This is a genomic window from Chromohalobacter sp. 48-RD10, from assembly GCF_029889785.1.
In the GTDB taxonomy this organism is placed as follows: Bacteria; Pseudomonadota; Gammaproteobacteria; order Pseudomonadales; family Halomonadaceae; genus Chromohalobacter.
Map to the genome: position 1 here is coordinate 310,563 of NZ_JARANX010000001.1, position 25,985 is coordinate 336,547.

Consider the following 25,985-nt stretch of genomic DNA (forward strand, 5'->3'; position numbering starts at 1 on the left):
TTCATACAACGGCGCCATAGTGTACCGGAAAGAGGCTGGTGTCGCCGATACGCAAGGCGCGATAACCTGCCCAGGCAAGATACGAAAAATCGCTGGACGCCACCTGGGTCAGGTGTTTTAAATAATGCACACACCGTCAAACAATAGGCGTTGAATCACGCTTCACCCGGAGGCTTCCATGAGTCAGCCAACACCCAATATCCTGATCGACCGCGCCTACATCGGCGGCGAATGGCGCGATAGCGAGCACCGTTTCGCGGTCACCGACCCGGCCACGGGCGAATGCCTGGCGCAGGTCCCCGACCTGGGCGCCGGCGAGGCACACGATGCCATCGCCGCCGCCGAAGCCGCGTGGCCGCAATGGCGGCGACGCCCCGCCAAGGAGCGCGCCTCCTTGTTGCGCGCCTGGTTCGAGCGTGTCATGGCCCATCGCGAGGCACTGGCGCAACTCATGACCCTGGAACAAGGCAAGCCGCTCGCCGAATCGCGGGGCGAGGTCGCCTACGGGGCGAGCTTCATCGAATACTACGCCGAGGAAGCCAAGCGCATCGCGGGCGAGACCTTGCCCAGCCACGGCGCTGACAAGCGCATTCTCGTCATGCGCGAGCCAATCGGCGTGGTCGCCGCCATTACGCCTTGGAACTTCCCGCTGGCAATGATCACCCGTAAATGTGCCCCGGCCTTGGCGGCCGGCTGCCCGGTGGTGATCAAGCCCGCAGAAGCCACACCGCTGACCGCCCTGGCGTTGGCCAAGCTCGCCGAGGATGCCGGGCTCCCCGCCGGCGTCGTCAACGTGCTTACCGCCGAGAAACCTGCCGAGATAGGCGAGGTACTAACCACCGATCCGCGCGTGCGCAAGGTCTCGTTCACGGGCTCGACAGCGGTCGGCAAGCGCTTGCTGACGCAGTGCGCGGAGACGGTCAAGAAAGCCTCCATGGAACTGGGCGGCAATGCGCCCTTCGTGGTTTTCGACGATGCCGACCTGGATGCCGCCGTGGAGGGCGCCATCGCCTCTAAATTCCGCAATTCCGGGCAGACCTGTGTGTGCACCAACCGTTTTCTGGTGCAGGATGGCGTGTACGATGAGTTCATCGCCAAGTTTGCCGCGCGTATCGAGGCGCTTCAGGTCGGCAACGGACTCGACGAAGATGTAACGCTAGGGCCCCTGATCAACGCCAGCGCACTCGAAAAGGTCGAGGCACACATTGCCGATGCCCGCTCCAAGGGCGCACGCTTGGTATGTGGCGGCAAACCGCACGCGTTGGGCGGTACGTTCTTCCAACCGACCCTGCTCGCCGACGTTACCGACGACATGCATGTCGCCCGCGAAGAGACATTCGGCCCCGTGGCGCCGGTCTTTCGTTTCACCGACGAGGCACAAGCCATCGCCATGGCCAACGCCACCGAATTCGGCCTTGCCGCCTACGTCTATGCGCGCGACTATCGGCGTATATGGCAAGTGATGGAGGGCCTCGAATACGGCATGGTTGCCATCAACGAAGGGCTTCTATCGACCGAGCTGGCGCCTTTCGGCGGCATCAAGGAGTCCGGGCTGGGACGCGAAGGCTCTCACCACGGTCTCGAGGAATATACCGAGCTAAAATACGTCTGCATGGGCGGACTTTGACAAGGAGGCAAGCATGAACAACGCACAGCTCAATGAACTCAAGACACGTTACGTCGCCAGCGGCGCCGCGAGCCCGGCGACCCAGTTTGCCGAACGTGCCGAGAACGCTTTGATCTGGGATGCCGACGGCAATCGCATCATCGACTTCGCCGGCGGTATCGGCGTGCTCAACGTCGGCCACCGTCATCCCAAGGTGGTGCAGGCGGTCAAGGACCAACTCGACAAGGTGATGCACACCTGCCAGACGGTGATGCCCTATGAAGGCTACGTGAAGGTCGCCGAGAAGCTCAGCCAGCTCACCCCGGTACGCGGCCACGGCAAGGTCATGCTCGCCAATTCCGGCGCCGAGGCGCTGGAAAACGCCGTCAAGGTGGCCCGCGCGGCGACAGGACGCGACAACGTCATCTGCTTCACCGGCGGCTATCATGGCCGGACCTTCATGACCATGGCCATGAACGGCAAGGTCGCACCCTACGCCACCGACTTCGGTAGCATGCCGGGTAACGTCTTCCGTGCGCCCTACCCGGTGCCCTATCACGGGGTGAGCGAGGAAGACGCGCTAAATGGCCTGAAGATGACGCTCAAGACCGATGCCAATCCCCGCGATACTGCCGCCATCGTGCTCGAGCCGGTACTCGGTGAAGGCGGCTTCTACGCAGCCTCGCCCAGCTTCCTCGAGGCAGTCCGCGAGATCTGCGACGAGCACGGTATTCTGCTGATAGTCGACGAGGTACAGTCCGGCTTTGGACGCACCGGCAAGCTGTTCGCCATCGAACACAGCGGCGTCGAGCCCGACATCATCACCATGGCCAAGAGCATGGCCGACGGCATGCCAATCTCCGCCGTGGTCGGCACCGACAAGGCCATGGACGCCTCCGGCGGCAATTCGCTGGGCGGCACCTACACCGGCAGCCCGGTCTCCTGCGCCGCGACCCTTGCGGTACTGGAAGTCTTCGAGGAAGAGAAAATCCTCGAGAAGAGCCAGGCGCTGGGCGACAAGCTGGGTGAGCGCTTCGCCAAATGGCAACAGGACTTCGCCTGCGTCGACAATGTCCGCCACCTGGGGGCCATGGCCGCCTTCGACGTGGTCGCCGACAAGGCCAATCACACGCCGGATGCGGAGCTGACCGGGGCACTCTGCAAGAAGGCGCGCGAGAAAGGACTGATTCTGCTGTCCTGCGGTCTCTACGGCAACACCCTACGCTTCTTGATGCCGGTCACCATCGAGGACGATGTACTCCAGGAAGGCCTGGACATCATCGAAGCCTGCCTAAAGGAACTGAGCCACGCGTAAACGACTCGCGCGTGCCAGCATGATACGAAGGGGCGCCATACCGATGGCGCCCCTTCGTCGTTAAGGCCAGTGTATTCGAGCCAAGCAGCAACGTCAGCGCGCCACTTTCTCGGTATGCGACGGCGGCGAAACCAGCCTCGGCAGCAACCAACGCTGCATTGCATTGCGAACGCGCAACACAAACTGCTCCTGAAACATCACGCAGAACAGCACCGTCAGCAAGAGAAACAGCGGATAGAACACCAGCGAGCTGTCACCGGCGGCATCGAAACAGGCACGAAATCCATTCACGCAGAGTGCCGGCTCGCCGGCAATCACTCGCTCGATTCGTGTAAAGATCACGAACAGCGGGACGTGCAGCGCAAACATCGGCAACGACGCCCCACCCAGCCGGCTCGCCAAGCGACGCACACGGCGACTCTCAGGCATACGCCATTGCGTGGCCAGCAGAATCAATGCCAACTGCGCGGGTAGCAACAAGCCATTATGCAGCAGGTAATACCAGGCATGCCCCTGGCCCAGCAACCAGACCGCCACTACGACACAACTCGCCACGAATGCCGCCAGCATCAGGCGCTGCCTGCCGCTCAGCCAGCCACCTGCCGCGCGGTAGCGGGTATACCATACACACAGTAGTATCCCTGCCACGAACTCAGGCAAACGAATCAGCGGATTGCGGTGCATGATTCCCGTTTCGGGCATACCGAAGTCGGTCACGGCGATGACCACCAACGGGGGAATCAGGTATAGCAGATTGTTCAAGATCAAAGCCCGTCCCACGCGGCGGAGCCGAAACAAGCGCGGCGCTATCCACGGGAAGACCAGATAAAAGCCCATCAGCGCCGAAATCGACCAGGACGGAGGATTGAAGGTCAGGTAATAAGGATTCCAGGCATGCAGTAGCCCGACATTGAGCACTAGGTTGAGCGCAAGCTCTCCGTTGCCCATGAAATGTTCCAGGGCCTCCGGGGTCACCTGTCCAAGGTCATTGTTGACGTCGTAGATAACGAAACGCCACGACATCCCGGCGTCTTCCGGTGAAATCGCCAAATATCCAATCAAGGCCGACATGCTGACCGCCAGCACCAATGATCCGATATGTATCGGATACAAGTTCGAGAAGCGTTTGATCCAAAAGCTGCGCGCTGGCTCACGTAGTTGGCGACGCTCATCGAGGTACACATGGGTCAGCAAGAAGCCCGACAACACGAAGAACGTACTCGTCGAGAAGAAGCCTATATCCGTCACGTAATGCGACCAGGCACTGATCGACGGGTAAGTATGCAGAGTGTGGAAGATCACGATATAAAGCCCGAGCACGAAGCGTAACCACTCCAGGCCGATAAAACGTTCCTTCTGGCCCGTCTGTTGTGTCTTGTCCATAAGCGCGCATCTCACAGCAGTCCCGAAGGCACGATACCCACGAAAAGCCCCGACCTCTCAAAGGGCCGGGGCAAGGAATCATTCGTTTTCCATATTCAACGGACACTTTTCAGGGCGTCGGTAATCCACGACGCGCTAGGATTTCCGAAGCTTGGCCACGACCCACAGCAGTACCACGGCACCAATCACGGCCATGATCAACGAGCCGATGATATTGGTCTGCGCAAGTCCCAGTAGACTGAAGAGGAAACCGCCGATCACCGCGCCCACAATGCCGACACCGATATTGCCGAGGATACCGAAGCCGCCACCGCGCATGATCTTGCCTGCAATCCAGCCAGCCAGACCCCCGATGATCAACCACAAGATGATGCTCATTCCTTTATCTCCTTCTCTCCTTGAATGCGACGCGACACGAAAGACGACTCACAGATACCGTTTCCAGCATAGCAGTTAGACCGGCGACGATACCTGCGTAGTCCCTCGTCTCATCCCGGCACCCGCCATGAGACAGGCGTCGGCGTACCGAGTTCGCGCCAGTCCGGGTGTGCGTCGGGCGATGTCCATGCCCAGTGATGCAGCATCGACAGCAGCACGGGATCATCGAGAAAGTTCAACTGGGTCGCCGGCTTCACCTTGATGGGATTTTCGGTGACGACCGCCCTGACCCGTTCTTCTCGACGCCGCCGCAGAAGCGCCGATGCGCCATGTCGGCTCGTGGCCAGTGCACACCCTAGCGCATTGGCCATGGGATCGACGACCACCTGCACGAAGGTCGGCGCCGCCGCCTGCTGGGCGCGCATGCGCTTCAGATGACGCACCATGCGCCGCAGCACACGCGGGGGATGCGTCTCCTCGGGAATACGAAACAGGCGAGCATGCTGACACCAGCGCCCCAGCGACACGCGGCTGGAAAACACCGAAACCGGGATCGACACCATCAAGGCACCCACGATGGGCGCCAGCCACCAGAGAAAGGTCGGCTCCATGTAATACACGCCCACGGCCCACACTGCCCCGATGAGCGTCTGGACGCCATGGTGACGTACAGCATCACCCCACGGCGTATCGCTGTTGTCACGCGACGGAGAGCGCCACTGTATGGCGCGCCCCAGAAGCGCTGTCAGTACGAAGCGTGTATGGAAGAGCATTCGCACCGGCGCCATCAGCATGGAGAACAGCGATTCCAAGACCATGCCCGCACATAGCCGCAAGCTGCCACCGAACTCCTTGGACCCTTGCGCAATGACCAGGATCACGCTGAGAACCTTGGGCAGGAACAACAACGTTGCCGTGGCCGAGAACAAGCCCACCGCCATGGTAGGATTCCATTGCGGCCAGACAGGGAACATCATGCCCGGCTCAGGGAAATACTGTGGCGTACTCAACGTATGCACCGCCAGCAAGGCAGTCGACAAGATCAGGAACAAGCACCACAGAGGCGCCGATATGTACGACATCACTCCGGTTAGGAAGACCGCACGGTGCACGGGATGAATGCCTTTAGCCAGAAACAGGCGAAAGTTCATCAAGTTACCGTGACACCAACGACGATCGCGATTGAGCTCGTCGAGGAGGTTGGGCGGCATTTCCTCGTAACTGCCATCCAGGTTGTAGGCGATCCACACCCCCCATTCCGCTCGGCGCATCAACGCCGCTTCGACGAAATCGTGAGACAGAATTTCCCCGGAAAGCGACCCCTTTCCCGGCAGCGGCGCCAGCATGCAGTGACGCATGAAGGGAGCCAGGCGAAGGATCGCGTTATGCCCCCAGTAATGCGATTCGCCCAATTGCCAGAAATGCAACCCCGCCGTGAATAGCGGTCCATAGACACGCGTCGCGAACTGCTGCATGCGTGCATAGAGATTCAAACGGCCGGAGGCACGCGGCGCGGACTGGATAATCCCTGCCTTGGGATGCGCTTCCATCAACCGCACCAGACGCGTCAAGCAAGCACCACTCATGACGCTGTCAGCATCCAACACCACCATGTAGCGGTAATTGGCACCCCAACGGCGGCAGAAGTCGTCGATATTGCCGCTCTTGCGCTTCATGCGGCGCTGGCGGCGTCGATAGAAGACTCGGTCGAAGGCATCCAGCTCACGACACAACGCCAGCCAGGCATGCGTCTCTGCGATCGCCAGTTCGGGATCGAAGGTATCGCTCAGAATAAACAGGTCAAAGTGGCGTTCCTGGCCGCTATCGCGCAGCGACTCGAGCGTGGCCCGCACACCGGCAAAAACCCGCGCCACATCCTCATTGCAGATGGGCACCACCAGCGCCGTGCGCGCCGTTTCGTCGATCGGCGCATCTTCCTGCACGTCACGGGCATCGATCGCGTAGCGATCGCGGCCGCGCAAAAGCTGGAAGAACCCCATGAGGGCCGTCCAGAATCCCGCCGAGACCCAACAAAACAACAGCACGAAAAGCGCCAAAATGGCGACTTCAAGTGCCTGCTTGCCTTGATAGGGCAACACCGAGCGCATGTATTCCGCCGCCACCAGGCTTTGCCCCACGACCAGGATCAACAAGATCCTGCGTCGCAGCATGCCGACTTTCTGCCAACGCGGTGTCGAGGCAGCGTCCGATTTGGCCTTATGCCGGCGCCGAAAGCCACGATCGATCCACTTCCGCAGGCGTTGCGCATAGCGAACGAATGGATTGGTCGCCCATGACTCCGGCGCAAGGGGCGTGCGCGTTATCGGCGGCGTGGTACAAAGCCGCGTGATGCCTTGCGCGTCAGTCGTCAGCACGGTGGGCGGCGCCAGCGGACGGGCGCTATACGCCAGCGATAAGCGCGCGCCCACCGAGATCGCCGCCGGGTCATACTCCGAGACCTCGCGTTCCCCGAGGCTCGAGTGCAAGGCTTCCAGACCTTGTTCATCGAGGCGACTAGCGAGTAGCTCACGGCGCGCGCCTCGGGAGTCCGTTTCCTGTGCCAAGCACTCGAGATAATCGCCAGTCACTGTATCAACTTGTGTATCAACCATTAGCAGGGAGCCGGTAATACCAGGTTTCCGAAAGCCGCTTATCCCCATCCTTCAGGTAGGCACGAATATCCAGGGGTTGACTGTCATCGCTACGCTTGACGCGCACGAACATCCGCCAACCACTTTCGGCCTCATTGGGAACGACACGGCTTTCGATCAGTTCGCCGTTGTCTCCGACGGAGGCATCGACTTGCATGCTGGCACCGTCCTTGATCGATTCCAGCCCCGGCCCCTTGAAATCGACGATGAACGCTAGCGAACCATCGGTCTCACGCACCAAATTGTCTTTACGTACTTCGCCTTGCGAGCGACGCGTCTGGTCAGCCCAAGATAAGTCGGGGCTATGGAACTTGGCCTCGTGCGTCGTCCAGTACATGCGATAATTGAAGTCGAGTTCATCGCCCGCTTGCGGCGCTTCGTCAGGCTTCCACAAGGTGACGATATTATCGTTGGTCTCGTCTGGCGTGGGTATCTGGATCAATTCGATCTGGCCCTTGCCCCAGTCGCCTTGAGGCTCGATCCACACACTTGGACGACGATCATAGCGATCTTTGAGATCTTCATAATCATGAAAGTCGTGACTGCGCTGCAGCAGTCCAAAACCCTTGAGGGAATCGACATCTTGCTCATCGACCATCAACTTGTCGGGATTGGCGAGCGGGCGCCAGGTCCACTCTTCCTTGCTCGCGTCGGTGCCACCACCCGAATCATGCACCAGCAGGCCATTGGAATCGTGAATCGCCGGCCGATAATTGAGTGAATCGGTGGGCTGTCCCGGGCCATACAAGTACATACTCGTCAGAGGCGCGACCCCCAGTTTTTCCACGGCGTTACGCATGAAAAGCTGCGATGTCACATCGACGACGGTGTCTTCCCCGGGGCGGAGTACGAAACGATAAGCGCCGGCAAGGCTCGGCGAATCAAGCAATGCGAATATCGTCAGATACTGGCTATCGTTGCTTGGCTTGACGACCCAGAACTCACGAAACGCCGGAAATTCCTCACCACTGGGTAACGCCGTGTCGATCGCCAGACCACGACCGGAAGCACCATAGGTCTGATCACGCCCCAAGGTTCGGAAATAACTCGCCCCCTGAAACGCCATGACTTCATTCATGCGATCGGCGTCATTGAGCGCATTGTTAACCTTGAATCCCGCAAACCCGAGGTCCTCGAGATCTTCCTCGGGAATATCCAGATCACCGTAAGCGAAGTCGTCAGGATTGAAGGAAATATCTTCCACTTCACCATCCACCACGGTATGTATCTTTACGGAAGTGTCGTAGTGCATCCCCTCATGAAAGAAAGCAAGATTGAAGGGGAGGTCGTCGTCTTCCCACAGCGCGTGACCATCTTTGGTGTGAATCTTGGCGTAGTCCGAGTACTCCAGGTTGCTCAGCGATTCCGGCAAGCTTGTTCCCGGTGACTGGTACCCTTGCTCGGAAAGTTGCTCGGCCTTCTTGACCACATCCTCGAAGCCAAAGGCAAAACACGCCTGCGCCGCGAAGGCTAACCATACGCCCAGCATGCCCGCGAGAGGGCGCTTACAACGACGCGAGGACATTGCCGTCAAAAAATGTCGATTCGGTACACTCACATTACTACTCCCTTGCGGCATTTCAGGGGCAAGTCACCCCTTTACGTCACATTCTTCGGCTGAACACACTAGAGTGTATGCAATACACCCAACACAGATGAAAGTTTCAGAGGCGACGCAGATTGATGAGACGAGAAGACCTCCATGCTCCCGATACAAGAGCTTAGCATCACGCAGGGCATGAAGGGAGCCCACCAGCCGCGTTGTCGTCACATTGCGTTCATCCACGCTTTCTCCACACCAACGAAGGGAACCTGATGCCGTTACCGTCAATTCCGACTCCCTCACGCACGTCGAGACCCGATTGCTGGCAATGGATGGGAGCCTTCATTGGTCTTGTGCTGGCCACTTATCCGATCGTGGCCGCCGATCGCCTCTATCGCGACGATATCTGGCGCAGCATGCATGGCGAACCTGGCTGGACCTCGAATGCGCGCCCTCTTGCCGATGTCGTCATGCTCGCGCTCAATCAGGGCTCGCGTGTCGTCGAGCTGGCTCCACTTCCTTTATGGCTGGGATTGGCCAGCGTCGCGACCATGCTCGTTGCGCTACGTCAGGCCTTTGTAGAATTTAGCGACGGCCATGCCTGGCTTGCGATGATGCTGTTGGTGCTGCAACCCTTCTTCTTGCAGAACCTTTCCTATCAGTTCGATGCTTTGCCCATGGCGCTTGCCGTCAGTTGCGCCGGTCTAGCCCTCGCTGTCGGCCTAAAAGCGTCACCAGGCAAGGGCATCATGCTATCAGTCATCGGCTTATTCACCAGTCTATGCTTCTACCAGGCGGCCGTGAGCGTTTACTTCGTATTACTCGCGTTTCATATGCTGCTCCACCTGGCCACTCATGGCACGCTGCAATGGCGACGCCATGCCGGCGTACTAGCCGCTGGCGCTGTCACGCTCCTAGGGTACAAGATAATCTCGGGTTGGTGGCTGGCTGGCGGTTATAGCCTGTCACATAGCCAGATAGCCGCTCCAGCGACATTGCCCATGCATATCTTGGACAACACCCTGACCTTCTGGCGCTATGCGGCCAGGACACTCGCTGGCGCGCCTGGATGGGGCCTATCAGCCACGGCCCTGATCGCACTGACCGGTCTGATCCTGGGCACCCTCCGTCCTGCACAGGCCAAGCGCCCCCTTGCATGTCCATGGCGGCTCTTGCTCATGTTGGTCATCTTGCTGCTGCTACCGCTTGGCGCGCTGGGTATCATGGCGGCGCTGGAAGACCCTCTCTGGCGTCCGCGCACCTTCATCGGGTTCGGCGCCTTGTGCGCCGGCTCACTGTTCTGTGCAGTGGCTACTTGTGAGCACTACGGATGGCGCCGCTTAGGCGTGTCAATCCTCATTCTCGTGCTGGGAGGCGCCACGGTAATCGCCTATGCCTATGGCAATGCTCAGGGCAGCCAGCAAGCGTTCGAGGAAAGCGTGTCGCGCCAGCTGGTCGACGACCTGCGACGACTCGAGGCGAAAGGTCCCCTCGTCGTCTTCGGCACTCTCCCGCTCAGTAACAGCGCCGACAACACCGTGCATGCATTCCCCGTACTCAAGAAGCTCATGGGAAGCTATCTCGACAATGACTACTGGTGGGGATATCAAAACCTCTACCGCCTAGGCTTACCCCAACGTTACGAGTTCAATGGCGATCAGGCGCTGCGCGACGCTTTCGCCAACCACTGCACCGCCCTCGAGCCTCTTCTCGAACGTGGCTGGTACACGCTGTACCAATGGCAAGACGCAATCTTCGTGTCCCTGGACGGAGCCTGTCGCCAGGAGACTCGCGACTCATGAGTCGAGTTACACAGACATTGCTTGAGCAATGTCAGACAAATGGAGGATGGTAGTTTACTGTTCGCCGGCTAAAATTCGTCCTCACGATGTAATGTTATCGACGCGCCCGTGCGCGTGAAGACTGACGATATGCCAAGTGCATGTCGACGGCCTTCACTCGACACGGCCATGATCCATGAAAGTCCAAGGATGCCCATTCCATGCATGCCCTGACGCTGATCTCGTTTTTGTTCTTCACGGGACTCGTCGCACTGATCACCTGGCTGATCACGCGCCGAGACGACCTACGCAGCACCCGCGGCTATTTCTTGGCCGGCCGTAGCCTGACCTTTCCGCTGATCGCCGGCTCACTGTTGATGACCAACCTCTCCACCGAACAAATGGTGGGGCTCAACGGCTCCGCCTTCACCGATGGCCTGAGTGTCATGGCATGGGAGGTCGTTGCGGTCGTTGCCCTGGTGCTGCTGGCACTCTTCTTTCTGCCCCGCTTCCTGCGTAGCGGGATCGCAACGGTGCCGCAATTGCTGGAGATCCGCTTCGATCACGGCACGCAATTGATCTGTAACATCATCTTCCTGATCGCCTATGCGGTGATCCTGCTTCCTATCGTGCTGTACTCCGGGGCGATCGGCTTGCAAGGTATGCTCGACCTCCCGGGCCTGACAGGCATCGAATCGAGCAGCTTCCTGCTGTGGGCGACCGTATGGATCGTGGGCCTGATCGGCGCCGTGTATGCGCTCTTCGGGGGGCTGCGGACGGTGGCCGTCTCCGATACACTCAATGGGGTCGGGCTTCTCATCGGCGGTCTCTTGATCGTGTTCTTCGCGCTCAATGCCGTCAGCGATGGCGGAGGCATCCTGGCCGGCTGGGATATCCTCAACGAACAACACCCCGAAATGTTCAATTCGATGGGGCGCGAGGATCAGGCCGTACCGTTCGCCACGCTTTTCACCGGCGTCTTCCTGATCAACCTGTTCTACTGGACCACCAACCAGCAGATCATTCAGCGCACCTTCGGTGCCAAGACCCTTGCCGAAGGCCAGAAAGGCGTTCTGTTGACCGGTTTCTTCAAGCTCCTCGGCCCTCTGTACCTCGTACTTCCGGGCATCATCGCGTACCACATGTATGCCGACCAGGGCGTCAAGGCCGATGAAGCCTACGGCCACCTGGTATTCGACGTCCTGCCTCCTTACCTGACCGGCTTTTTCGCTGCCGTGATGGTCGGCGCCATCTTGTCGTCGTTCAACTCGGCGCTCAACAGCACCACGACGCTGTTTAGCCTGGGCATCTACAAAGGCGTCATCAAGAAAGATGCAACGGAAGCGCAGGTGGTTAAATCAGGTAAGATCTTCGGCTGGATCATGGCCATTGCCGCCATGGTCATCGCGCCGCTTCTCGCGGGTCAGGAAAGCCTGTTCGGCTACTTGCAGACGATGAACGCCATTTACTTCATTCCCATCCTGGCCGTGGTCCTAGTGGGGCTGCTCACCAAGCGCGTTCCCGCGATTGCCGCCAAGATAGTCTTGGTCGCAGGCTGCTTGTTGATAGCCGCAGGGTATTTCATACCGCCCTTCAACAAGATTCTCGACGTCACGAGTCAGTACCATTTCGTCGCAGGCGTCTTCGTGCTGCTGATCGCCATCATGCTGATCATCGGCAAGGTCTGCCCACGCGAAACCAAGTGGGTGCACCAGGATGCGGGTGAAGTCGATCTGACGCCCTGGAAAGGCGCCTGGCCCGTCGGCTTGGTGCTCGTCCTGTGCGTCATTGCCATCTATGCTGCATTTGCCGGCTAGACGATCCGGCATCACGCAAAAGGCCCGCGCCGTTGATTGATGAGCGCGGGCCTTTTCATGGCCGAGGGACAACAGCATCCTCCAAAACGTAGCGCCGTCATGAAAACGCCCGATCGGTATTGAAGCCGATCGAGCGCCACTCACATGAGGCTGACCAACGCCCCAGGTCTAGTCAGAGAACGGGTTGCGCAGCACGATGGTCTCGTTGCGATCAGGCCCCGTCGAAATGATATCGATCGGCACTCCCGTCTGTTCCTCGAGAAAGCTGATATAAGCGCGTGCATTATTGGGCAGGTCCTCGATGCGCTTGATCCCCAACGTCGACTCACTCCAGCCGGGTAGGTCCTGATAAAGCGGTTCGATGACCTCATAGCCTTCGGAGTCGACGGGGTTATCGATAGTGGCGCCATCCTTGCTGCGATACCCCACGCAAACCCGAATGTTTTCCAGGCCATCGAGCACATCTAGCTTGGTCAGACAGAGCCCGGAGACCGAATTGATCTGTACCGCGTGGCGTAGCGCTACGGCATCGAACCAGCCACAGCGTCGCGCGCGGCCCGTCGTGGCACCGAACTCATGACCTTTCTCCGCCAAGTGGCGGCCGAATTCGTCGAAGATCTCGGTGGGAAACGGCCCCGACCCGACACGCGTGGTGTAGGCCTTGGTAATCCCCAGCACGTAATCAAGATATAGCGGTCCTACGCCCGAGCCCGTCGCCGTACCGCCTGCCGTGGTATTGGAGCTGGTCACATACGGGTAAGTGCCGTGGTCGATATCCAGCAACGACCCCTGTGCCCCTTCGAACAGGATATTGTCGCCGTCCTTACGCATCCGATGTACCAGCGACACGGTATCGCAGACCATCGGGCGCAGTTCCTCGGCCATTGCCATTGCCTGGTCGAGTACCTGCTGAAAGTCCACCGGTGGCTCGTTGTGATACTGCGTCAACACAAAATTGTGGTAGTCGAGCACCTCACCCAGCTTCGACGCGAAACGCTCGCGGTGCAGGATATCGCCGAGACGCAGCCCACGCCGCGCGACCTTGTCCTCGTAGGCCGGCCCGATTCCTCGGCCGGTCGTGCCGATCTTGGCAACACCACGCGCTTTTTCGCGCGCCTGATCGAGACGCACGTGATACGGCAGAATCAGCGGGCAGGCTGGCGACAGACGCAGGCGCTCACGCGCCGGAACGCCCTTGGCTTCCAGCTCGCGGATTTCTTCCATCAGCGCTTCCGGCGAAAGCACTACCCCATTGCCGATCACACAGGTTTTATCGGCACGCAACACCCCGGAGGGGATCAGGTGCAGGACGGTTTTCTCGCCATCGATCACAAGCGTATGGCCGGCATTGTGTCCTCCCTGAAAGCGGACCACCGTGGCGGCGGATTCCGTCAACAGGTCGACAACCTTGCCCTTGCCTTCGTCACCCCACTGGGTGCCCAATACGACTACGTTCTTGCCCATTGCTTTCGTCTCTCGATCAAAGGATCCGCCGATTTACGCGAGCGGTTCGACCCGCCATTCGCCGTTGGTTTCCACTAGCTGCCGATCACAACGCTGTTCACGAGGCCCCACACGCTGCCCTGGCAATGCCTGAATGACGCGCTCACCAGCGGCACGCAGATGCGCAACAGCCTGGGTGAGCGTGGCACGATCATCGGCAGGCGCCCAGATGGCATCACCGCGCGGGCCGCTCTCGGTGAGCGAGGCCAACAGCTTGAGATCCATGGAAAACCCCGTCGCCGGGCGCGCCCGACCGAAGGCGCGTCCTGTGTCGTCGTAGCGACCACCCTTGGCCAAAGCCTGACCGTAACCCGGCACATAAGCCGCAAACACCATCCCCGTGTGGTATTGATACCCGCGTAACTCGGCCAGGTCGATATACACCTCGGCCTGTGGATGATTGTCCGTGACGGCACGGCACAACGCCTGAAGCTCATCCAGTGCCGCCGCGACTGCAGGAGGTGCCCCCGCAAAGACCTCGCGGGCCTGGTCAAGCATTTCCTGGCCCCCGTAAAGACGCGGCAATGTTTGCAGCATCTCGGCCAGCGCGGGGTCACGCACATCCCGCGCGACCAAGGCATCGACGTCGTTGAAGGCCTTGCGCTCGATGGCTTCGAAAAGCGCATACTCGCTTTCCGCATTCAATGCCGACGCGTGCACCAAGGCACGATAGATACCGATATGGCTGAGCGCCAGGTGAGTCTCGCCCGCCCCAGCGACTTCCAGCCCCGTGAGCGCCAGCCGCAAGACCTCAATATCTGCATCCAACCCCGCATGGCCGAAAAGCTCCACCCCCACCTGAGTCGGGCTGCGCCCTCCCTGGTGTTGATCGGCCTTGGCACGCAACACGGTCGAGCAATAGCAAAGTCGTGCCGGCCCATTGCGCTTCAATGAATGCGCATCCATACGCGCCACCTGCGGCGTCACATCCGCGCTGGCGCCCATCATCCGTCCGGAGAGCTGGTCGGTCAGCTTGAACGTCTGCAGATCGAGATCGGTCCCCGTGCCAGTCAAAAGCGAATCGAGAAACTCGACCGTCGGAGGAATCACCAGGTCATAGCCCCAGCGATCATAGAGATCGAGCAACGCACGACGCAGTTGTTCCATGCGCGTCGCCTGAGGCGGAAGTACTTCATCCATGCCGTCGGGAAGCAGCCAGCGGTCAGCGATGGTCATTTTTCGGTCCTGCCAGAAATGAGTGGCGTATTGGCATCGTCGGCTGAGGGCGAGACGACACGAACGCTGACACGTCATGTCGGAGTCGCATACCGAACCCGTCGCGAATTGCCGTAGAGGCATCCATATCCGCTGACAGGCCACAAAAAAACCGGGCAACGCCCGGTGTCAAGAGTCTATCACGTTTGGCCTCCGGATGTACCCCGGACGGATGTACCCCGAACAGCAGTTCCCCCGGAGGCCAGATCGTGACTTATTCGCCGTTGCTACTCGCCTCGCCGTTCGGCGACCGGAAATAACGGAAGAACTCGCTATCCGGGCTCAACAACAACATATCGTCGCCCTTGTCGAAGCTGTTCCGATACGCCTGCAGGGAACGATAGAACTCAAAGAAGTCTTCATCCTGCTGATAAGCATTGGCGTAGATCTCTGCCGCCTTGGCATCGCCTTCACCACGCAGTGTCTCGGCCTTCTGGCGAGCGTTAGCTAGCGTCACCTGACGCTCACGATCGGCGCGGGCGCGAATGCGCTCGGCCTGCTCCTGCCCCTGGGCGCGATACTGACGCGCTTCGGCATTACGCTCGGTGCGCATACGCTGGAAAACCGCCTGCTGAACTTCCTGAGGCAGTTCGACACGCTTGAGGCGAATATCCAATATCGAGACGCCCACTTCCTCGCGCAGTCGTTTATCCAACTGCTTCTGAGGCTCCTCGAGCATCTCGTTACGTTCTTCGCTGATGATCTTGTCCACTTCGCGGCTACCGAAGGCATTGCGCAAGCTTTCATCGACGCGCGGTGCAATGAGGTCCTCGGCACGCGATACCTCACCTCGTGTGGACTGATAATACAGGCTGGGATCGACGACCTGCCACTTGACGTAGGAGTCGACGATCAAGGCATTGCGACGTGCTGTCAGGAAGCGACTTTCGGTGCTTTCCAGCATCTGCACGCGCGCATCGAAGAAGCGCACGGTGTTGAGCACCGGCCACTTCACATGCAGGCCAGGTTCGATATCGGCCTGTACTACCTCACCGAAGCGTAACTTGATGGCACGCTGTTTCTCCGTCACCACATACAGGCTGGAACTGGCGATCCAGGCTCCTACGGCCAGCAATGCGACGATACCCAAGGCACGATTGTTGACCATGATTAACGACCCTCCCGCGAAATTCCGCTCGACTGGCGCTGACCACTGCTATTGTCGCTACCAGAAAGTGGTTCGTTTTGAACCTGCTGGGAGACCGACTCAAGTTCACGTATATCTGGCGAGTCAGCGTCGCTACCGCTACCACTACCGTCGGCGCGAGGCTTACCCAGCTGATCGAGCGGTAGATAAATCATCGAGTTGTTCTGAGAACCAACATCGATCAATGCCTTGCGGTTGTTACCCAACACCTCGCTCACCGTATCCAGGTAGAGACGTTGACGTGTCACGTCCGGCGCCTGCTGGTATTCGCCCAATACGGCCAGGAAGCGGCTGGTCTCACCTTCGGCATCCGATACCACGGTATTACGATAACCAGTGGCTTCCTCGATAAAGCGCTGCGCTTCCCCTTCGGTGCGGGGCTGCAGAGCGTTCTCGTAGGCCCGAGCTTCGTTGATCAAGCGCTGGCGATCTTCTCGTGAGCGAATCACGTCATCCACGGCATCTTGAACCTGCTCCGGTGCCTGAGTGCTTTCCAAGTTGACGGTCTGCAAACGTAACCCTAGCCCATAGGCATCCAGCGATTCCTGAAGCCGCTTGGCAACCTCGGGACCAAGCTCCTCACGACCACTGAGCAAAGAATCCGGGACCGGCGGCGTCATGGTGACCACCGGCAATTCGCTGGGATCCTCCACGGTTTCCGGCATATCCGGCACCTGACCGTCTTCATCAATCTGTTTGACTTCTTTGACCTCAGTGGTACTGGTCAATACGTTCTGCATGCCACTCGCACCCACGACATGACGCAACGTAGAGTCGAGCGCGTTGTGCAGACTCTGTTCGGGATCACGCACGTTCAGAACATAATCGCGAGGATTGGCGACCTGATACTGAGCGGAGAGACGCACCGTCACGATATTGGTGTCGCTCGTCAGCATCGAGGCATCCTGCCGGAACGAACGCACCTCAGTAACGTTCACCCTCGTCACTTGATCGACGAAAGTCGGGCTCCAGTGCAGACCGGGATTCACCGTATCGTGATACTTGCCGAAGCGCAGCACCACACCGCGTTCAGACTGATCGATCACATAGAAGCCGGACCCGGCCCAGATGACCAATACGATGATCACCAGCACACCCGGCAGTATGAAGGGATTCCCCTTGCCGCCCGATCCACTGTTGTTGCCATCGCTGCCACGCTTGCCGCGCTTACCCATCAAGCGCCTAAGCTTGTCCTGAAACTTCTTCAGCACCTCGTCGAGATCCGGTGGACCTTGGTTGTTACCACCATTGCCCCCACCGTTACCGCTGCCGCGACGGCCACCGCCGCCGCTCCACGGGTCTTGCTGATTTCCACCACCAGGCTCGTTCCAAGCCATACGTTTTCTCCACTGCATTGATTGCGATGCATCTCGCCAGGGACACCAGTGACGGGCACTGTCAATGGCGCTCCCATTCCGGGCGATCGAGGACTCCCGGCGGCAAATAATGTGCTGCCTTCTCGCCGAGACGGGCCATCAACTGAAAGAAATCGCGTCTGGGCAGACGGATATCCAGCAGGATTCGGCCCTGCTCGTCAAATTGTTCTTGCTGCACGGCATTCAACGCATGCAGCGATGCCCGCAATCTTCCCTGATCGGGCTCCAGCGTCAGACTCGTCTCGAGTAGCTCTCCAGCCAGCAGCTCGCCGAGTGCTTGATGCAGCAACTCAAAGCCACGTGCATCACGCGCCGATAGCCACACGATCTGCGGACGCCCGTGTCCGTCACGCTCAAGACGTGGGGCGCTGTCCAATATGTCGATCTTGTTCATGACCAGCAGCTGCGGCACCTCGGAGGCCCCGATTTCTTCGAGCACTTCATCGACCTGCGCCGCGTTGAAATCGCGATCCGGATCAGCCGCATCGATGATATGTACCAACAACGAGGCTTCTGTCGCTTCTTGCAAGGTGGCACGGAATGCCTCCACAAGCTTGTGCGGCAGATGGCGGATGAAACCCACGGTATCAGCCATGACCACCGGCCCGACATCTTCTACATCGATACGACGCAGCGTCGGGTCGAGCGTGGCGAAAAGCTGGTCGGCGGCGTACACATCTGACTGGGTCAAGCCATTGAAAAGCGTCGACTTGCCGGCATTGGTATAACCCACCAGGGAAACGCTGGGGATCTCAGCACGCGCCCGCGCACGGCGATTCTGATCGCGCTGTGTGCGAACTTTCTCCAACCGCTTGTGAATCGCCTTGATACGCCCACCCAACAAGCGGCGGTCGGTCTCGAGCTGCGTTTCCCCCGGGCCGCGCAATCCGATCCCGCCCCTCTGGCGCTCCAGGTGGGTCCAGCCACGCACCAGGCGCGTCGACATGTACTCCAGCTGTGCCAACTCGACCTGAAGCTTACCTTCATGCGTACGCGCGCGTTGCGCGAATATATCCAGAATCAAACCTATGCGATCCAGCACGCGACTTTTCAGGGCGCGCTCCAGATTGCGCTCCTGCGAAGGCGACAAGGCATGGTTGAACATGACGACTTCGGCGCCGTGCAGTTCGCGTATCTCGCGAATCTCCTCCAGCTTGCCGCTGCCGATAAATGTCTTGGGATCGGGGCGACGCCGGCTACCCTCGATGAGGGTCGCCGGTGTCACACCCGAGGAACGCACCAGCTCCAGGAATTCTCCCGGGTCTTCACGCTCCTGTTCGTCGTGGAAATCCACATGGACGAGAACCGCCGTTTCACCGGCGTCGGGACGTTCGAAAAACAATCAGCGCCTCTCGATCAAACGTCTTCTTCCGCCGGAGCATTCGGATCCTGGACGGGAAGACGCACGCTGCGGGATGGCACGACAGTGGAAATGGCGTGCTTGTACACCATCTGGCTGACGGTATTGCGCAGCAGGATGACGAATTGATCGAAAGACTCGACCTGCCCCTGCAATTTAATACCGTTCACCAAAAAGATGGAGACCGGAATGCGCTCCTTGCGCAGAATGTTCAAGTACGGATCTTGAAGGGACTGTCCTTTGGACATTTTGCTCTCCCTAACTTCTCGCTGTGGTTTATGGTCGTTTTCGAAGGGTCACAGCCGCCATTCGCGTTGCCACCGCCGTTCGCGGCGCTACTCGCCAGGCGTTGTCGTGACCGGTCATCTTACGCTAAGTGCCGCTTCCGCGCACGATTTTCAATACCTGCTCGTGAATATCGCTTGACTCGCTATCGACCCACCGCACGCCCTGCCAATTGCGCAGCCAGGTCAACTGGCGCTTGGCGAGTTGCCGCGTCGCTGCCATGCCTCGTTCGCGCATCGTGATCTCATCGGTCTCGCCATCCAGATGCTCCCACATCTGACGGTAGCCGACACAGCGAATTGCGGGGAACCCGCGATGCAAATCGCCACGCGCCCTGAGAGCGGCGACTTCCTCGCGGAAACCTCCCGCCAACATGCCTTCGAAGCGCTGCGCGATACGTTCATGCAGCACCCGGCGTTCGGTAGGCGCCAGCGCTATGGACACGAGACGCCAGGGAAAGGTTTCACGGGGCTGCTCGGCCCAGAGTTCGCCTAGTGCCCGACCGGTGAGGCGATATACCTCTAGCGCCCGCAACAGGCGCTGCCGGTTGTGCGGGTGGATAGCGCTTGCGGCAATCGGGTCGACCTGCGCGAGCTCTGCATGCAGCACCTCCAGCCCTTCGCGCTCGGCACGCAGGGCCAGCTCATCACGCAACGCAACGTCGCGAGCAGGCAGTTCCGCTACGCCATCGATCAAACGCTTGATGTACATCATGGTGCCACCCACGAGGATGGGTATACGCCCCTGCGACGAGATGTCGCGCATTTCAGCCAAGGCGTCCTCGCGGAATTCAGCGGCGGAGTACGTGTCGGCGGGATCGCGAATGTCGATCAGACGATGCGGTGCACGCGCCAACTCCTCCGCCGAAGGTTTCGCGGTACCGATGTCCATGCCGCGATAGATCATCGCCGAGTCGACACTGATCAGTTCGCCACCCAGGCGCTCGCGCAAGGCGATGGCCGAATCGGTCTTGCCGGCCGCCGTCGGGCCCATCAAGAGGATGGCCAGTGGCCGCGTATCGTTCATCGAAAATCCTGAAAACGGTCAATGACCACTTACTGGCCACGAAGGAAGAGCTTATCGAGCTCGTGCATCGACATCTCGGTCCAGGTCGGTCGCCCATGATTGCACTGCCCGCTACGCTCAGTACGTTCCATGTCGCGTAGCAAGGCATTCATCTCGGGCACTGTCAGCCGGCGATTGGCCCGCACGCTGCCATGGCAAGACATGCTAGCAAGCAATTCATTGATATGCGCTTCGACTCTGTCCGACTGCCCGAAACGCTCAAGATCACCCAGCATGCCATGAATCAGCGATTCGACATCGGCATCGTCGAGCAGCACAGGCACCCGGCGCACGAGGAGTGTTTCCGGACCGGCGACGTCCAGCTCCACGCCCAGGCGCTCGAACGTCTCATGCTCGCGCTCGGCGGTTTCCACCTCGCGCGTGCTGACCGCCAGCGATATCGGCACCAACAGCGGCTGTGTCTGCAACTGCCCCAGGGCCTGCCCATCACCATGCACTTGCTGCTTCATGCGCTCGTAGGTAATGCGCTCGTGCGCGGCATGCATGTCGACCACGACCAGTCCACGTGCAGTCTGCGAGAGGATATAGACACCATGCAACTGCGCCACCGCATACCCCAATGGCGGTGCTTGGGTCGCATCGGCCTCGGGCATCACCCGCGCCTGGACGTCGGGCTCATGTGTCGCCGGCACCTCGGGCTCGGTGCGCTGCGACTGCGGCGTCAGCAGCTGTTCTTCATGCTCGGGATGCAGTGCCTGGTAACCGGCCATGAACTCGCGCACGCGATGGGCCGCGGGACGTTCCTGATCGGCGCCGAGCGCCATGCCCTGCTGTTGCCAGCGCGGCTGCTCGTCGACCGCAGCCGCCGATGCTCCCGATGCCGGCGCTTCGGCTCCAGCGCTCGCGGTGACCGCGCCTGGCGAAGTAGTCGCGTCTGGCGAGGCGGCCTCGTTGGGACGAACATCGGCCAGCGCACGGTGCAGGCTCGAAAACAGGAAATCGTGCACCAAGCGCCCATCACGAAAGCGGACTTCATGCTTGGTGGGATGCACGTTGACATCGACCACGTGCGGATCGAGCTCCAGATAGAGCACGAAAACCGGGTGACGACCGTGAAACAGCACATCGCGATAGGCCTGACGCACGGCATGAGCGACCAGACGATCACGCACCACGCGGCCATTGACGAAGAAGTACTGCTGGTCCGCCTGCGCCCGGGAATGCGTCGGCAGCCCGACCCAGCCCCACAGGCGCAAACCAGTCGCCTCGATATCCACGTGCAAAGCATTCTCGAGGAAATTGCGACCCAGTAACGCCCCGACGCGCTTCTCCATCGCCGCCGGCTCATCGCCCGCTCGCAACTGATGCACGACCTTCTGATTGTGGCGCAGCACCCAGGCGATATCGTAGCGTGATAGCACCAGCCGCCGAAACGTCTCTTCGACATGGCCGAACTCTGTCTTCTCGGTACGCAGAAACTTGCGGCGCGCAGGGGTGTTGAAGAACAGGTCGCGCACCACGACCGAGCTACCACGCGGATGTGGCGCAGGACTTACCCGGGGCTCCATCTGGCGACCTTCGGCGACCACGCGCCAGCCCTCGCTCGGCTCATCCTGCGTATTGGACACCAACTCGAGCCGCGAGACCGAGCTGATCGAGGCCAGTGCCTCGCCGCGAAAGCCGAGGCTATCCACGCCTTCGAGATCGTCCAGTGAGGCGATTTTGCTGGTGGCATGCCGCGACAGCGCCAGCGGTAGATCTTCCTCGGCGATGCCCCGCCCATCGTCACGCACCCGAATCAAGCGAGCGCCGCCGGCCTCGAGATCAATTTCGATGCGCTGGCTGCCGGCATCGATGGCGTTCTCGGCCAGCTCCTTCAATACCGAAGCCGGTCGCTCGACGACCTCGCCGGCCGCAATCTGGTTGGAGAGCCGGGGGTCAAGGATATGAATGCGTCGGGATTCAGTCATAATCACCATTATGCCTCGCGCATAGGAGGCACGTCATGTCCACGCTCACGAATGAGGTATCTTCAACACTTGACCCACGCGCAGGATATCGCCGCTAAGATCATTGGCCCGCTTGAGAGCCAACATCGTCACATCATGACGTGCCGCCACCTGAGACAAGGTATCGCCCTTTTGCACGCGATATTCGCCGGGCCCACCGCCACGCCCTTGGTCACGCTGCCAGGCCAACAGGCTGCTGGGCGGTGGATGGTGGCGAAAATGCGCGATGATGCCATCGCCGATGGCATCCGCAACCTGCTCTTGAAACGCCGACGAGCGCAGCTTCTTTTCTTCGCTTGGATTGGAGATAAACCCGGTTTCGACCAGCAATGACGGGATATCAGGTGATTTTAGCACCACGAAGCCCGCCTGCTCGACTTGCGAGCGATGCAGATGATTGATACGCCCCAGTTTATCGAGCACCTGTCCGCCGACACTTAGTGAATCATTCATCGTCGCGGTCATGGTCAAGTCGAGCAATACACCGCGCAGCACCTCGTCCTTGTCAGATAGATCGAGATTACCATCGACACCGCCAATCAGGTCGGAACGGTTTTCTGTCTCGGCCAGCCACCGCGCACTCTCCGAGGTAGCCCCATTCTTGGACAACGCATAGACGGAGCTGCCAGTGGGCCCTCGGCTCTTGACGGCATCAGCGTGCACCGAGACGAAGAAATCGGCTTTCTGCTCGCGTGCCAGCAACGTCCTCTTGCGAAGGCCCACATAGTAATCGCTGTCGCGTGTCAAGAAGGCCTTGAAGCCTGGCGTGGCATCAAAGTGTGCCTTGACCTTGCGTGCAATGGCCAATACGACATCCTTCTCGCGTGTGCCGCTCGGCCCGGTCGCGCCCGGGTCCTCGCCCCCGTGACCGGGATCAACGGCCACGATGATATCGCGCTTGGGATGAGGTTTCGCCTGGCTGTCGCGCTTGGCCAACGCCGCGCTGGGCGACCTCCCTTCGGCCTCGGCCTGCCTCAGCTCTCGCTCGGCATCCATCTCCTGGTCGCGGATCATGGCCGCAATGGGATCGACGGGCTCGTCCAGAGCGCCCTCGCCCGGGTAGTCGAGATCGACCACGAGGCGATAGCCATACTGATCGGTGGGCGGCAACAAGAAGTGGTGGGGCTCTATCTTCCGATTGAGATCGAAGACCACACGCAGGTCATCGCCATTGCGCCTCCCGGTGCGCAACGCATCTATCGCACTGTCTCCCGGATCGACATCGTCCGGGTCGAAGGCCAGTTGCGTATCTTTCAAATCAACGACCAGTCGGCGTGGACCGTCGAGCTTGAACACGGAGCTTTCCACTTCGTCGGACAAATCGAAGACCACGCGCACATGATCGGGCGCCGCCCAGAGACGGATATTGTCGACGTCGGCGGCCTGCGCAGGCACCACATGCCATATCGCGAGCATCACCAGCACGACAAGGCTGATGAGATGCCGGACGGCATTCACATGGCATCGCGTCTGCCAGGGCTTTTCATAAAACGGCATCAAGCGTCGTCTTCCTTGTCCTGACGAGTGGCGTTTAGTGCGGCGGTGACGGCCTGGCCATGCGAGGTAAGCCCTTCGAGCGTGACGTGGCGGCCTTCGCCTTCCAGGGCCAGGCGTACCACGAGATCGGCCCGAGGCAGCCATCCAGTGCCTCGGGAAGGCCATTCGATGAGGCTCAAGCCGTCCTCACCAAGCATATCGCGTGCGCCCATGAATTCGAGCTCTTCGGGATCGCCCAACCGGTAGAGATCGAAATGATAGAGACAACGCCCGTCCAGCATGTATGGCTCTACCAATGTATAAGTGGGGCTCTTGACGGCCCCCTCGTGGCCATAAGCACGCAAGATGCCGCGCGTCAGCGTCGTCTTGCCGGCACCCAACTCACCCTCGAGGTGTACTTGGCCGTGACCATTCAGGGCATGCCCTAGCGCTTCACCGAAAGCGACATGAGCTGTTTCGTTGGGCAGAAAGCGTTGCATCTCTCGTGGTATCTCGCGTTATCGCTGGGCATCAAAGGGGCGTGGATTGGCAATCGCGCGCACATAGGATGCCAGATCCGTGGCAACCAGACCACGCTCGCCCCCATCTTGCGCCGCCGCATCAGCGGCCAGGGCATGCAGCAGAACACCATGCCGCGCCGCTTCGCCCGATGTATGGCCCTGTGCCAACAACGCCCCGATGATCCCGGCGAGCACATCGCCCATTCCGCCACTCGCCATCCCGGGATTACCGTACGGACACACGGCGATGCCGTTCACGTCGGCGACCAGGGTACCCGCCCCTTTGAGCACCACACTCCCGCCATAGCGCTCATGCAACGCCAATGCCGCCGCACGCCGGTCGGCCTGAATCTCGGCGCCGGACACTCCCAGCAAACGTGCGGCTTCACCGGGATGCGGGGTCAGTACCCAGTCATCTCGGCGTTTGGTCGCTTCTTCGGCCAACCAGTTGAGTGCATCAGCGTCGAGCACGCTGGGTACGCCTGCGGCGAGCGCCGCTTGCCACAGTGCGTGCCCCCAAGCCTGACGCCCGAGACCCGGTCCGACCACCAAGGCATTGGCTTGGTCGAGCAGCTCGCGGATATCTTCGGCCTTTTCCACGCCACGCGCCATGACCTCCGGGCTGCGCACCAGGCTTGCCGCAACATGCGAGGTATCGGTCGCCAAACTGACCTTTCCCGCCCCGCTACGCAGCGCGGCCTCGCTGGCCATCAACGCCGCGCCCCCAAAACCGGCGCTACCGCCGATCATCAGCACATGCCCCAAGTCGCCCTTGTGGCTACCTCGTGGCCGAGGCGGGAAAGCCTGTTGCAGCATGTCGGCCGCCTGTAGCTCGCCCAGTGGCACGAGATCATCATGTCCTTGAGGCGTTATTCCAAGCGTCTCGACATGCAGCTCGCCGACATGATCCGCGCTAGCGCCAGTATGCAAGCCAAATTTATCGGCGATGAAGGTGACGGTCAGACTGGCTTTTACCGCCACACCACCGATACTCCCGGTCTGTGCCGATAGCCCCGAAGGCACATCCACCGCTAGTACCGGACGTGGCGATGCATTGAGCGTCTCGATGGCACTACGCAGCGGTTCGCGTACCTCACCGGTCGCGCCGGTTCCCAATAGCGCGTCGATCACAACATCGCCGTTGATCACCGTCTCGGGCCGCCATTCGATGACATCCAGCCCCGCCTGCCAGGCCATTTCGTAAGCACGCGCCGCGTCGCCGCTCAGCGTCGCGGAATCGCGCAAGGCGATGAGCTGCACGTCGAGGCCGTCGCCCGCCGCCAGCGCCGCCATCACATAGCCATCGCCGGCGTTATTGCCACTGCCACACAAGATGCTCAAACGATGCGCTTCCGGCCAGCGCGAGCGCAGGGCAGCATAAGCTGCCTGCGCGGCGCACTGCATCAATTCGAACCCAGCCACCCCCTCGGCCATGAGGCGCCGGTCCAGCGCCTGAACCTGATCGGCACCATACAAGGGATGCGGCGCTCTGCATGTCGTTATCATGACTCTCTCCTGTCTCCTGCTCGCCGACGACAAGCATTTATTCCACGTAACGATTGCGCTAGGGTGGCGCCCTCGCTTCACGAGGGT

At 60.2% G+C, this 25,985-nt stretch carries 19 protein-coding genes; 4 read left to right on the top strand and 15 right to left on the bottom strand.

Going from position 1 to position 25,985, the window contains the following annotated elements; all coding sequences use genetic code 11:
• Window positions 1-178 precede the first annotated feature (178 nt).
• Window positions 179-1,627, top strand: coding sequence for an NAD-dependent succinate-semialdehyde dehydrogenase (locus OP496_RS01405; protein ID WP_280561541.1), 1,449 nt, complete (start codon window positions 179-181; stop codon window positions 1,625-1,627).
• Window positions 1,628-1,640: 13 nt separating this feature from the next.
• Window positions 1,641-2,921, top strand: coding sequence for a 4-aminobutyrate--2-oxoglutarate transaminase (gene gabT, locus OP496_RS01410; RefSeq protein WP_280561542.1), 1,281 nt, complete (start codon window positions 1,641-1,643; stop codon window positions 2,919-2,921).
• A 93-nt stretch (window positions 2,922-3,014) separates the two neighbouring features.
• Here the strand turns inward: gabT and OP496_RS01415 are convergent, their stop codons facing one another.
• The 4 genes from OP496_RS01415 to OP496_RS01430 all read right to left on the bottom strand — a co-directional run bounded on the left by OP496_RS01415 (window position 3,015) and on the right by OP496_RS01430 (window position 8,891).
• On the bottom strand, window positions 3,015-4,304 hold the full coding sequence (locus OP496_RS01415; RefSeq protein WP_280561544.1) for an acyltransferase: 1,290 nt from the start codon (window positions 4,302-4,304) through the stop codon (window positions 3,015-3,017).
• 135 nt (window positions 4,305-4,439) lie between these two features.
• A complete protein-coding gene (locus tag OP496_RS01420) occupies window positions 4,440-4,682 on the bottom strand; it encodes a GlsB/YeaQ/YmgE family stress response membrane protein (protein ID WP_280561545.1) in 243 nt (80 codons plus the stop codon).
• Between the two features lie 110 nt (window positions 4,683-4,792).
• Window positions 4,793-7,294 (bottom strand): glucans biosynthesis glucosyltransferase MdoH, encoded by a 2,502-nt coding sequence (mdoH, locus tag OP496_RS01425; protein ID WP_280561546.1) that lies wholly within the window; start codon window positions 7,292-7,294, stop codon window positions 4,793-4,795.
• On the bottom strand, window positions 7,287-8,891 hold the full coding sequence (locus OP496_RS01430; RefSeq protein ID WP_280561547.1) for a glucan biosynthesis protein G: 1,605 nt from the start codon (window positions 8,889-8,891) through the stop codon (window positions 7,287-7,289). Before OP496_RS01430 ends, mdoH begins: the two co-directional genes overlap by 8 nt.
• Window positions 8,892-9,148: 257 nt before the next feature.
• Here OP496_RS01430 and OP496_RS01435 point away from each other — a divergent pair, with 257 nt between their 5' ends.
• Both OP496_RS01435 and OP496_RS01440 read left to right on the top strand, forming a co-directional pair.
• Window positions 9,149-10,678 (top strand): glucosyltransferase domain-containing protein, encoded by a 1,530-nt coding sequence (locus OP496_RS01435; RefSeq protein ID WP_280561548.1) that lies wholly within the window; start codon window positions 9,149-9,151, stop codon window positions 10,676-10,678.
• 200 nt (window positions 10,679-10,878) lie between these two features.
• On the top strand, window positions 10,879-12,474 hold the full coding sequence (locus OP496_RS01440; protein ID WP_280561549.1) for a solute:sodium symporter family transporter: 1,596 nt from the start codon (window positions 10,879-10,881) through the stop codon (window positions 12,472-12,474).
• Window positions 12,475-12,642: 168 nt separating this feature from the next.
• On the opposite strand, the gene OP496_RS01445 is transcribed toward OP496_RS01440, so the two are convergent.
• The 11 genes from OP496_RS01445 to OP496_RS01495 all read right to left on the bottom strand — a co-directional run bounded on the left by OP496_RS01445 (window position 12,643) and on the right by OP496_RS01495 (window position 25,898).
• Window positions 12,643-13,938: an adenylosuccinate synthase gene (locus OP496_RS01445; RefSeq protein WP_280561550.1), complete on the bottom strand. Its 1,296-nt coding sequence runs from the start codon at window positions 13,936-13,938 to the stop codon at window positions 12,643-12,645.
• 33 nt (window positions 13,939-13,971) lie between these two features.
• On the bottom strand, window positions 13,972-15,153 hold the full coding sequence (locus tag OP496_RS01450) for an ATP phosphoribosyltransferase regulatory subunit (RefSeq protein ID WP_280561551.1): 1,182 nt from the start codon (window positions 15,151-15,153) through the stop codon (window positions 13,972-13,974).
• Between the two features lie 253 nt (window positions 15,154-15,406).
• Complete coding sequence (hflC, locus tag OP496_RS01455) at window positions 15,407-16,300, bottom strand: protease modulator HflC (protein WP_280561552.1); 894 nt, start codon at window positions 16,298-16,300, stop codon at window positions 15,407-15,409.
• Between the two features lie 2 nt (window positions 16,301-16,302).
• Complete coding sequence (gene hflK, locus OP496_RS01460) at window positions 16,303-17,676, bottom strand: FtsH protease activity modulator HflK (RefSeq protein WP_280561554.1); 1,374 nt, start codon at window positions 17,674-17,676, stop codon at window positions 16,303-16,305.
• A 61-nt stretch (window positions 17,677-17,737) separates the two neighbouring features.
• On the bottom strand, window positions 17,738-19,057 hold the full coding sequence (hflX, locus tag OP496_RS01465) for a ribosome rescue GTPase HflX (protein ID WP_280561556.1): 1,320 nt from the start codon (window positions 19,055-19,057) through the stop codon (window positions 17,738-17,740).
• 14 nt (window positions 19,058-19,071) lie between these two features.
• Window positions 19,072-19,323, bottom strand: coding sequence for an RNA chaperone Hfq (gene hfq / locus OP496_RS01470; protein ID WP_280561557.1), 252 nt, complete (start codon window positions 19,321-19,323; stop codon window positions 19,072-19,074).
• A gap of 124 nt (window positions 19,324-19,447) precedes the next feature.
• The gene (gene miaA / locus OP496_RS01475) at window positions 19,448-20,386 is read right to left on the bottom strand and encodes a tRNA (adenosine(37)-N6)-dimethylallyltransferase MiaA (protein ID WP_280561558.1); all 939 of its coding nucleotides are present in this window, start codon (window positions 20,384-20,386) and stop codon (window positions 19,448-19,450) included.
• A gap of 29 nt (window positions 20,387-20,415) precedes the next feature.
• Window positions 20,416-22,356 carry a DNA mismatch repair endonuclease MutL gene (mutL, locus tag OP496_RS01480; protein WP_280561888.1) on the bottom strand — a complete coding sequence of 647 codons (1,941 nt, stop codon included), beginning with the start codon at window positions 22,354-22,356 and terminating at the stop codon, window positions 20,416-20,418.
• Window positions 22,357-22,401: 45 nt separating this feature from the next.
• On the bottom strand, window positions 22,402-23,811 hold the full coding sequence (locus tag OP496_RS01485) for an N-acetylmuramoyl-L-alanine amidase (protein ID WP_280561890.1): 1,410 nt from the start codon (window positions 23,809-23,811) through the stop codon (window positions 22,402-22,404).
• An 80-nt stretch (window positions 23,812-23,891) separates the two neighbouring features.
• Window positions 23,892-24,371, bottom strand: a complete 480-nt coding sequence (gene tsaE / locus OP496_RS01490) for a tRNA (adenosine(37)-N6)-threonylcarbamoyltransferase complex ATPase subunit type 1 TsaE (protein ID WP_280561559.1) — start codon at window positions 24,369-24,371, stop codon at window positions 23,892-23,894.
• An 18-nt stretch (window positions 24,372-24,389) separates the two neighbouring features.
• Complete coding sequence (locus OP496_RS01495) at window positions 24,390-25,898, bottom strand: NAD(P)H-hydrate dehydratase (protein ID WP_280561560.1); 1,509 nt, start codon at window positions 25,896-25,898, stop codon at window positions 24,390-24,392.
• Window positions 25,899-25,985: the final 87 nt, after the last annotated feature.

Coding starts and splice junctions, on each gene's coding strand:
- hfq (WP_280561557.1), bottom strand. CDS start 19,323: ATGTCCAAAGGACAGTCCCTTCAAGATCCGTACTTGAACATTCTGCGC.
- miaA (WP_280561558.1), bottom strand. CDS start 20,386: ATGAACGATACGCGGCCACTGGCCATCCTCTTGATGGGCCCGACGGCG.
- hflK (WP_280561554.1), bottom strand. CDS start 17,676: ATGGCTTGGAACGAGCCTGGTGGTGGAAATCAGCAAGACCCGTGGAGC.
- OP496_RS01420 (WP_280561545.1), bottom strand. CDS start 4,682: ATGAGCATCATCTTGTGGTTGATCATCGGGGGTCTGGCTGGCTGGATT.
- OP496_RS01450 (WP_280561551.1), bottom strand. CDS start 15,153: ATGACCATCGCTGACCGCTGGCTGCTTCCCGACGGCATGGATGAAGTA.
- OP496_RS01495 (WP_280561560.1), bottom strand. CDS start 25,898: ATGATAACGACATGCAGAGCGCCGCATCCCTTGTATGGTGCCGATCAG.
- OP496_RS01440 (WP_280561549.1), top strand. CDS start 10,879: ATGCATGCCCTGACGCTGATCTCGTTTTTGTTCTTCACGGGACTCGTC.
- gabT (WP_280561542.1), top strand. CDS start 1,641: ATGAACAACGCACAGCTCAATGAACTCAAGACACGTTACGTCGCCAGC.
- mutL (WP_280561888.1), bottom strand. CDS start 22,356: ATGACTGAATCCCGACGCATTCATATCCTTGACCCCCGGCTCTCCAAC.
- tsaE (WP_280561559.1), bottom strand. CDS start 24,371: ATGCAACGCTTTCTGCCCAACGAAACAGCTCATGTCGCTTTCGGTGAA.
- OP496_RS01445 (WP_280561550.1), bottom strand. CDS start 13,938: ATGGGCAAGAACGTAGTCGTATTGGGCACCCAGTGGGGTGACGAAGGC.
- OP496_RS01485 (WP_280561890.1), bottom strand. CDS start 23,811: ATGCTCGCGATATGGCATGTGGTGCCTGCGCAGGCCGCCGACGTCGAC.
- OP496_RS01435 (WP_280561548.1), top strand. CDS start 9,149: ATGCCGTTACCGTCAATTCCGACTCCCTCACGCACGTCGAGACCCGAT.
- hflC (WP_280561552.1), bottom strand. CDS start 16,300: ATGGTCAACAATCGTGCCTTGGGTATCGTCGCATTGCTGGCCGTAGGA.
- mdoH (WP_280561546.1), bottom strand. CDS start 7,294: ATGGTTGATACACAAGTTGATACAGTGACTGGCGATTATCTCGAGTGC.
- OP496_RS01415 (WP_280561544.1), bottom strand. CDS start 4,304: ATGGACAAGACACAACAGACGGGCCAGAAGGAACGTTTTATCGGCCTG.
- OP496_RS01405 (WP_280561541.1), top strand. CDS start 179: ATGAGTCAGCCAACACCCAATATCCTGATCGACCGCGCCTACATCGGC.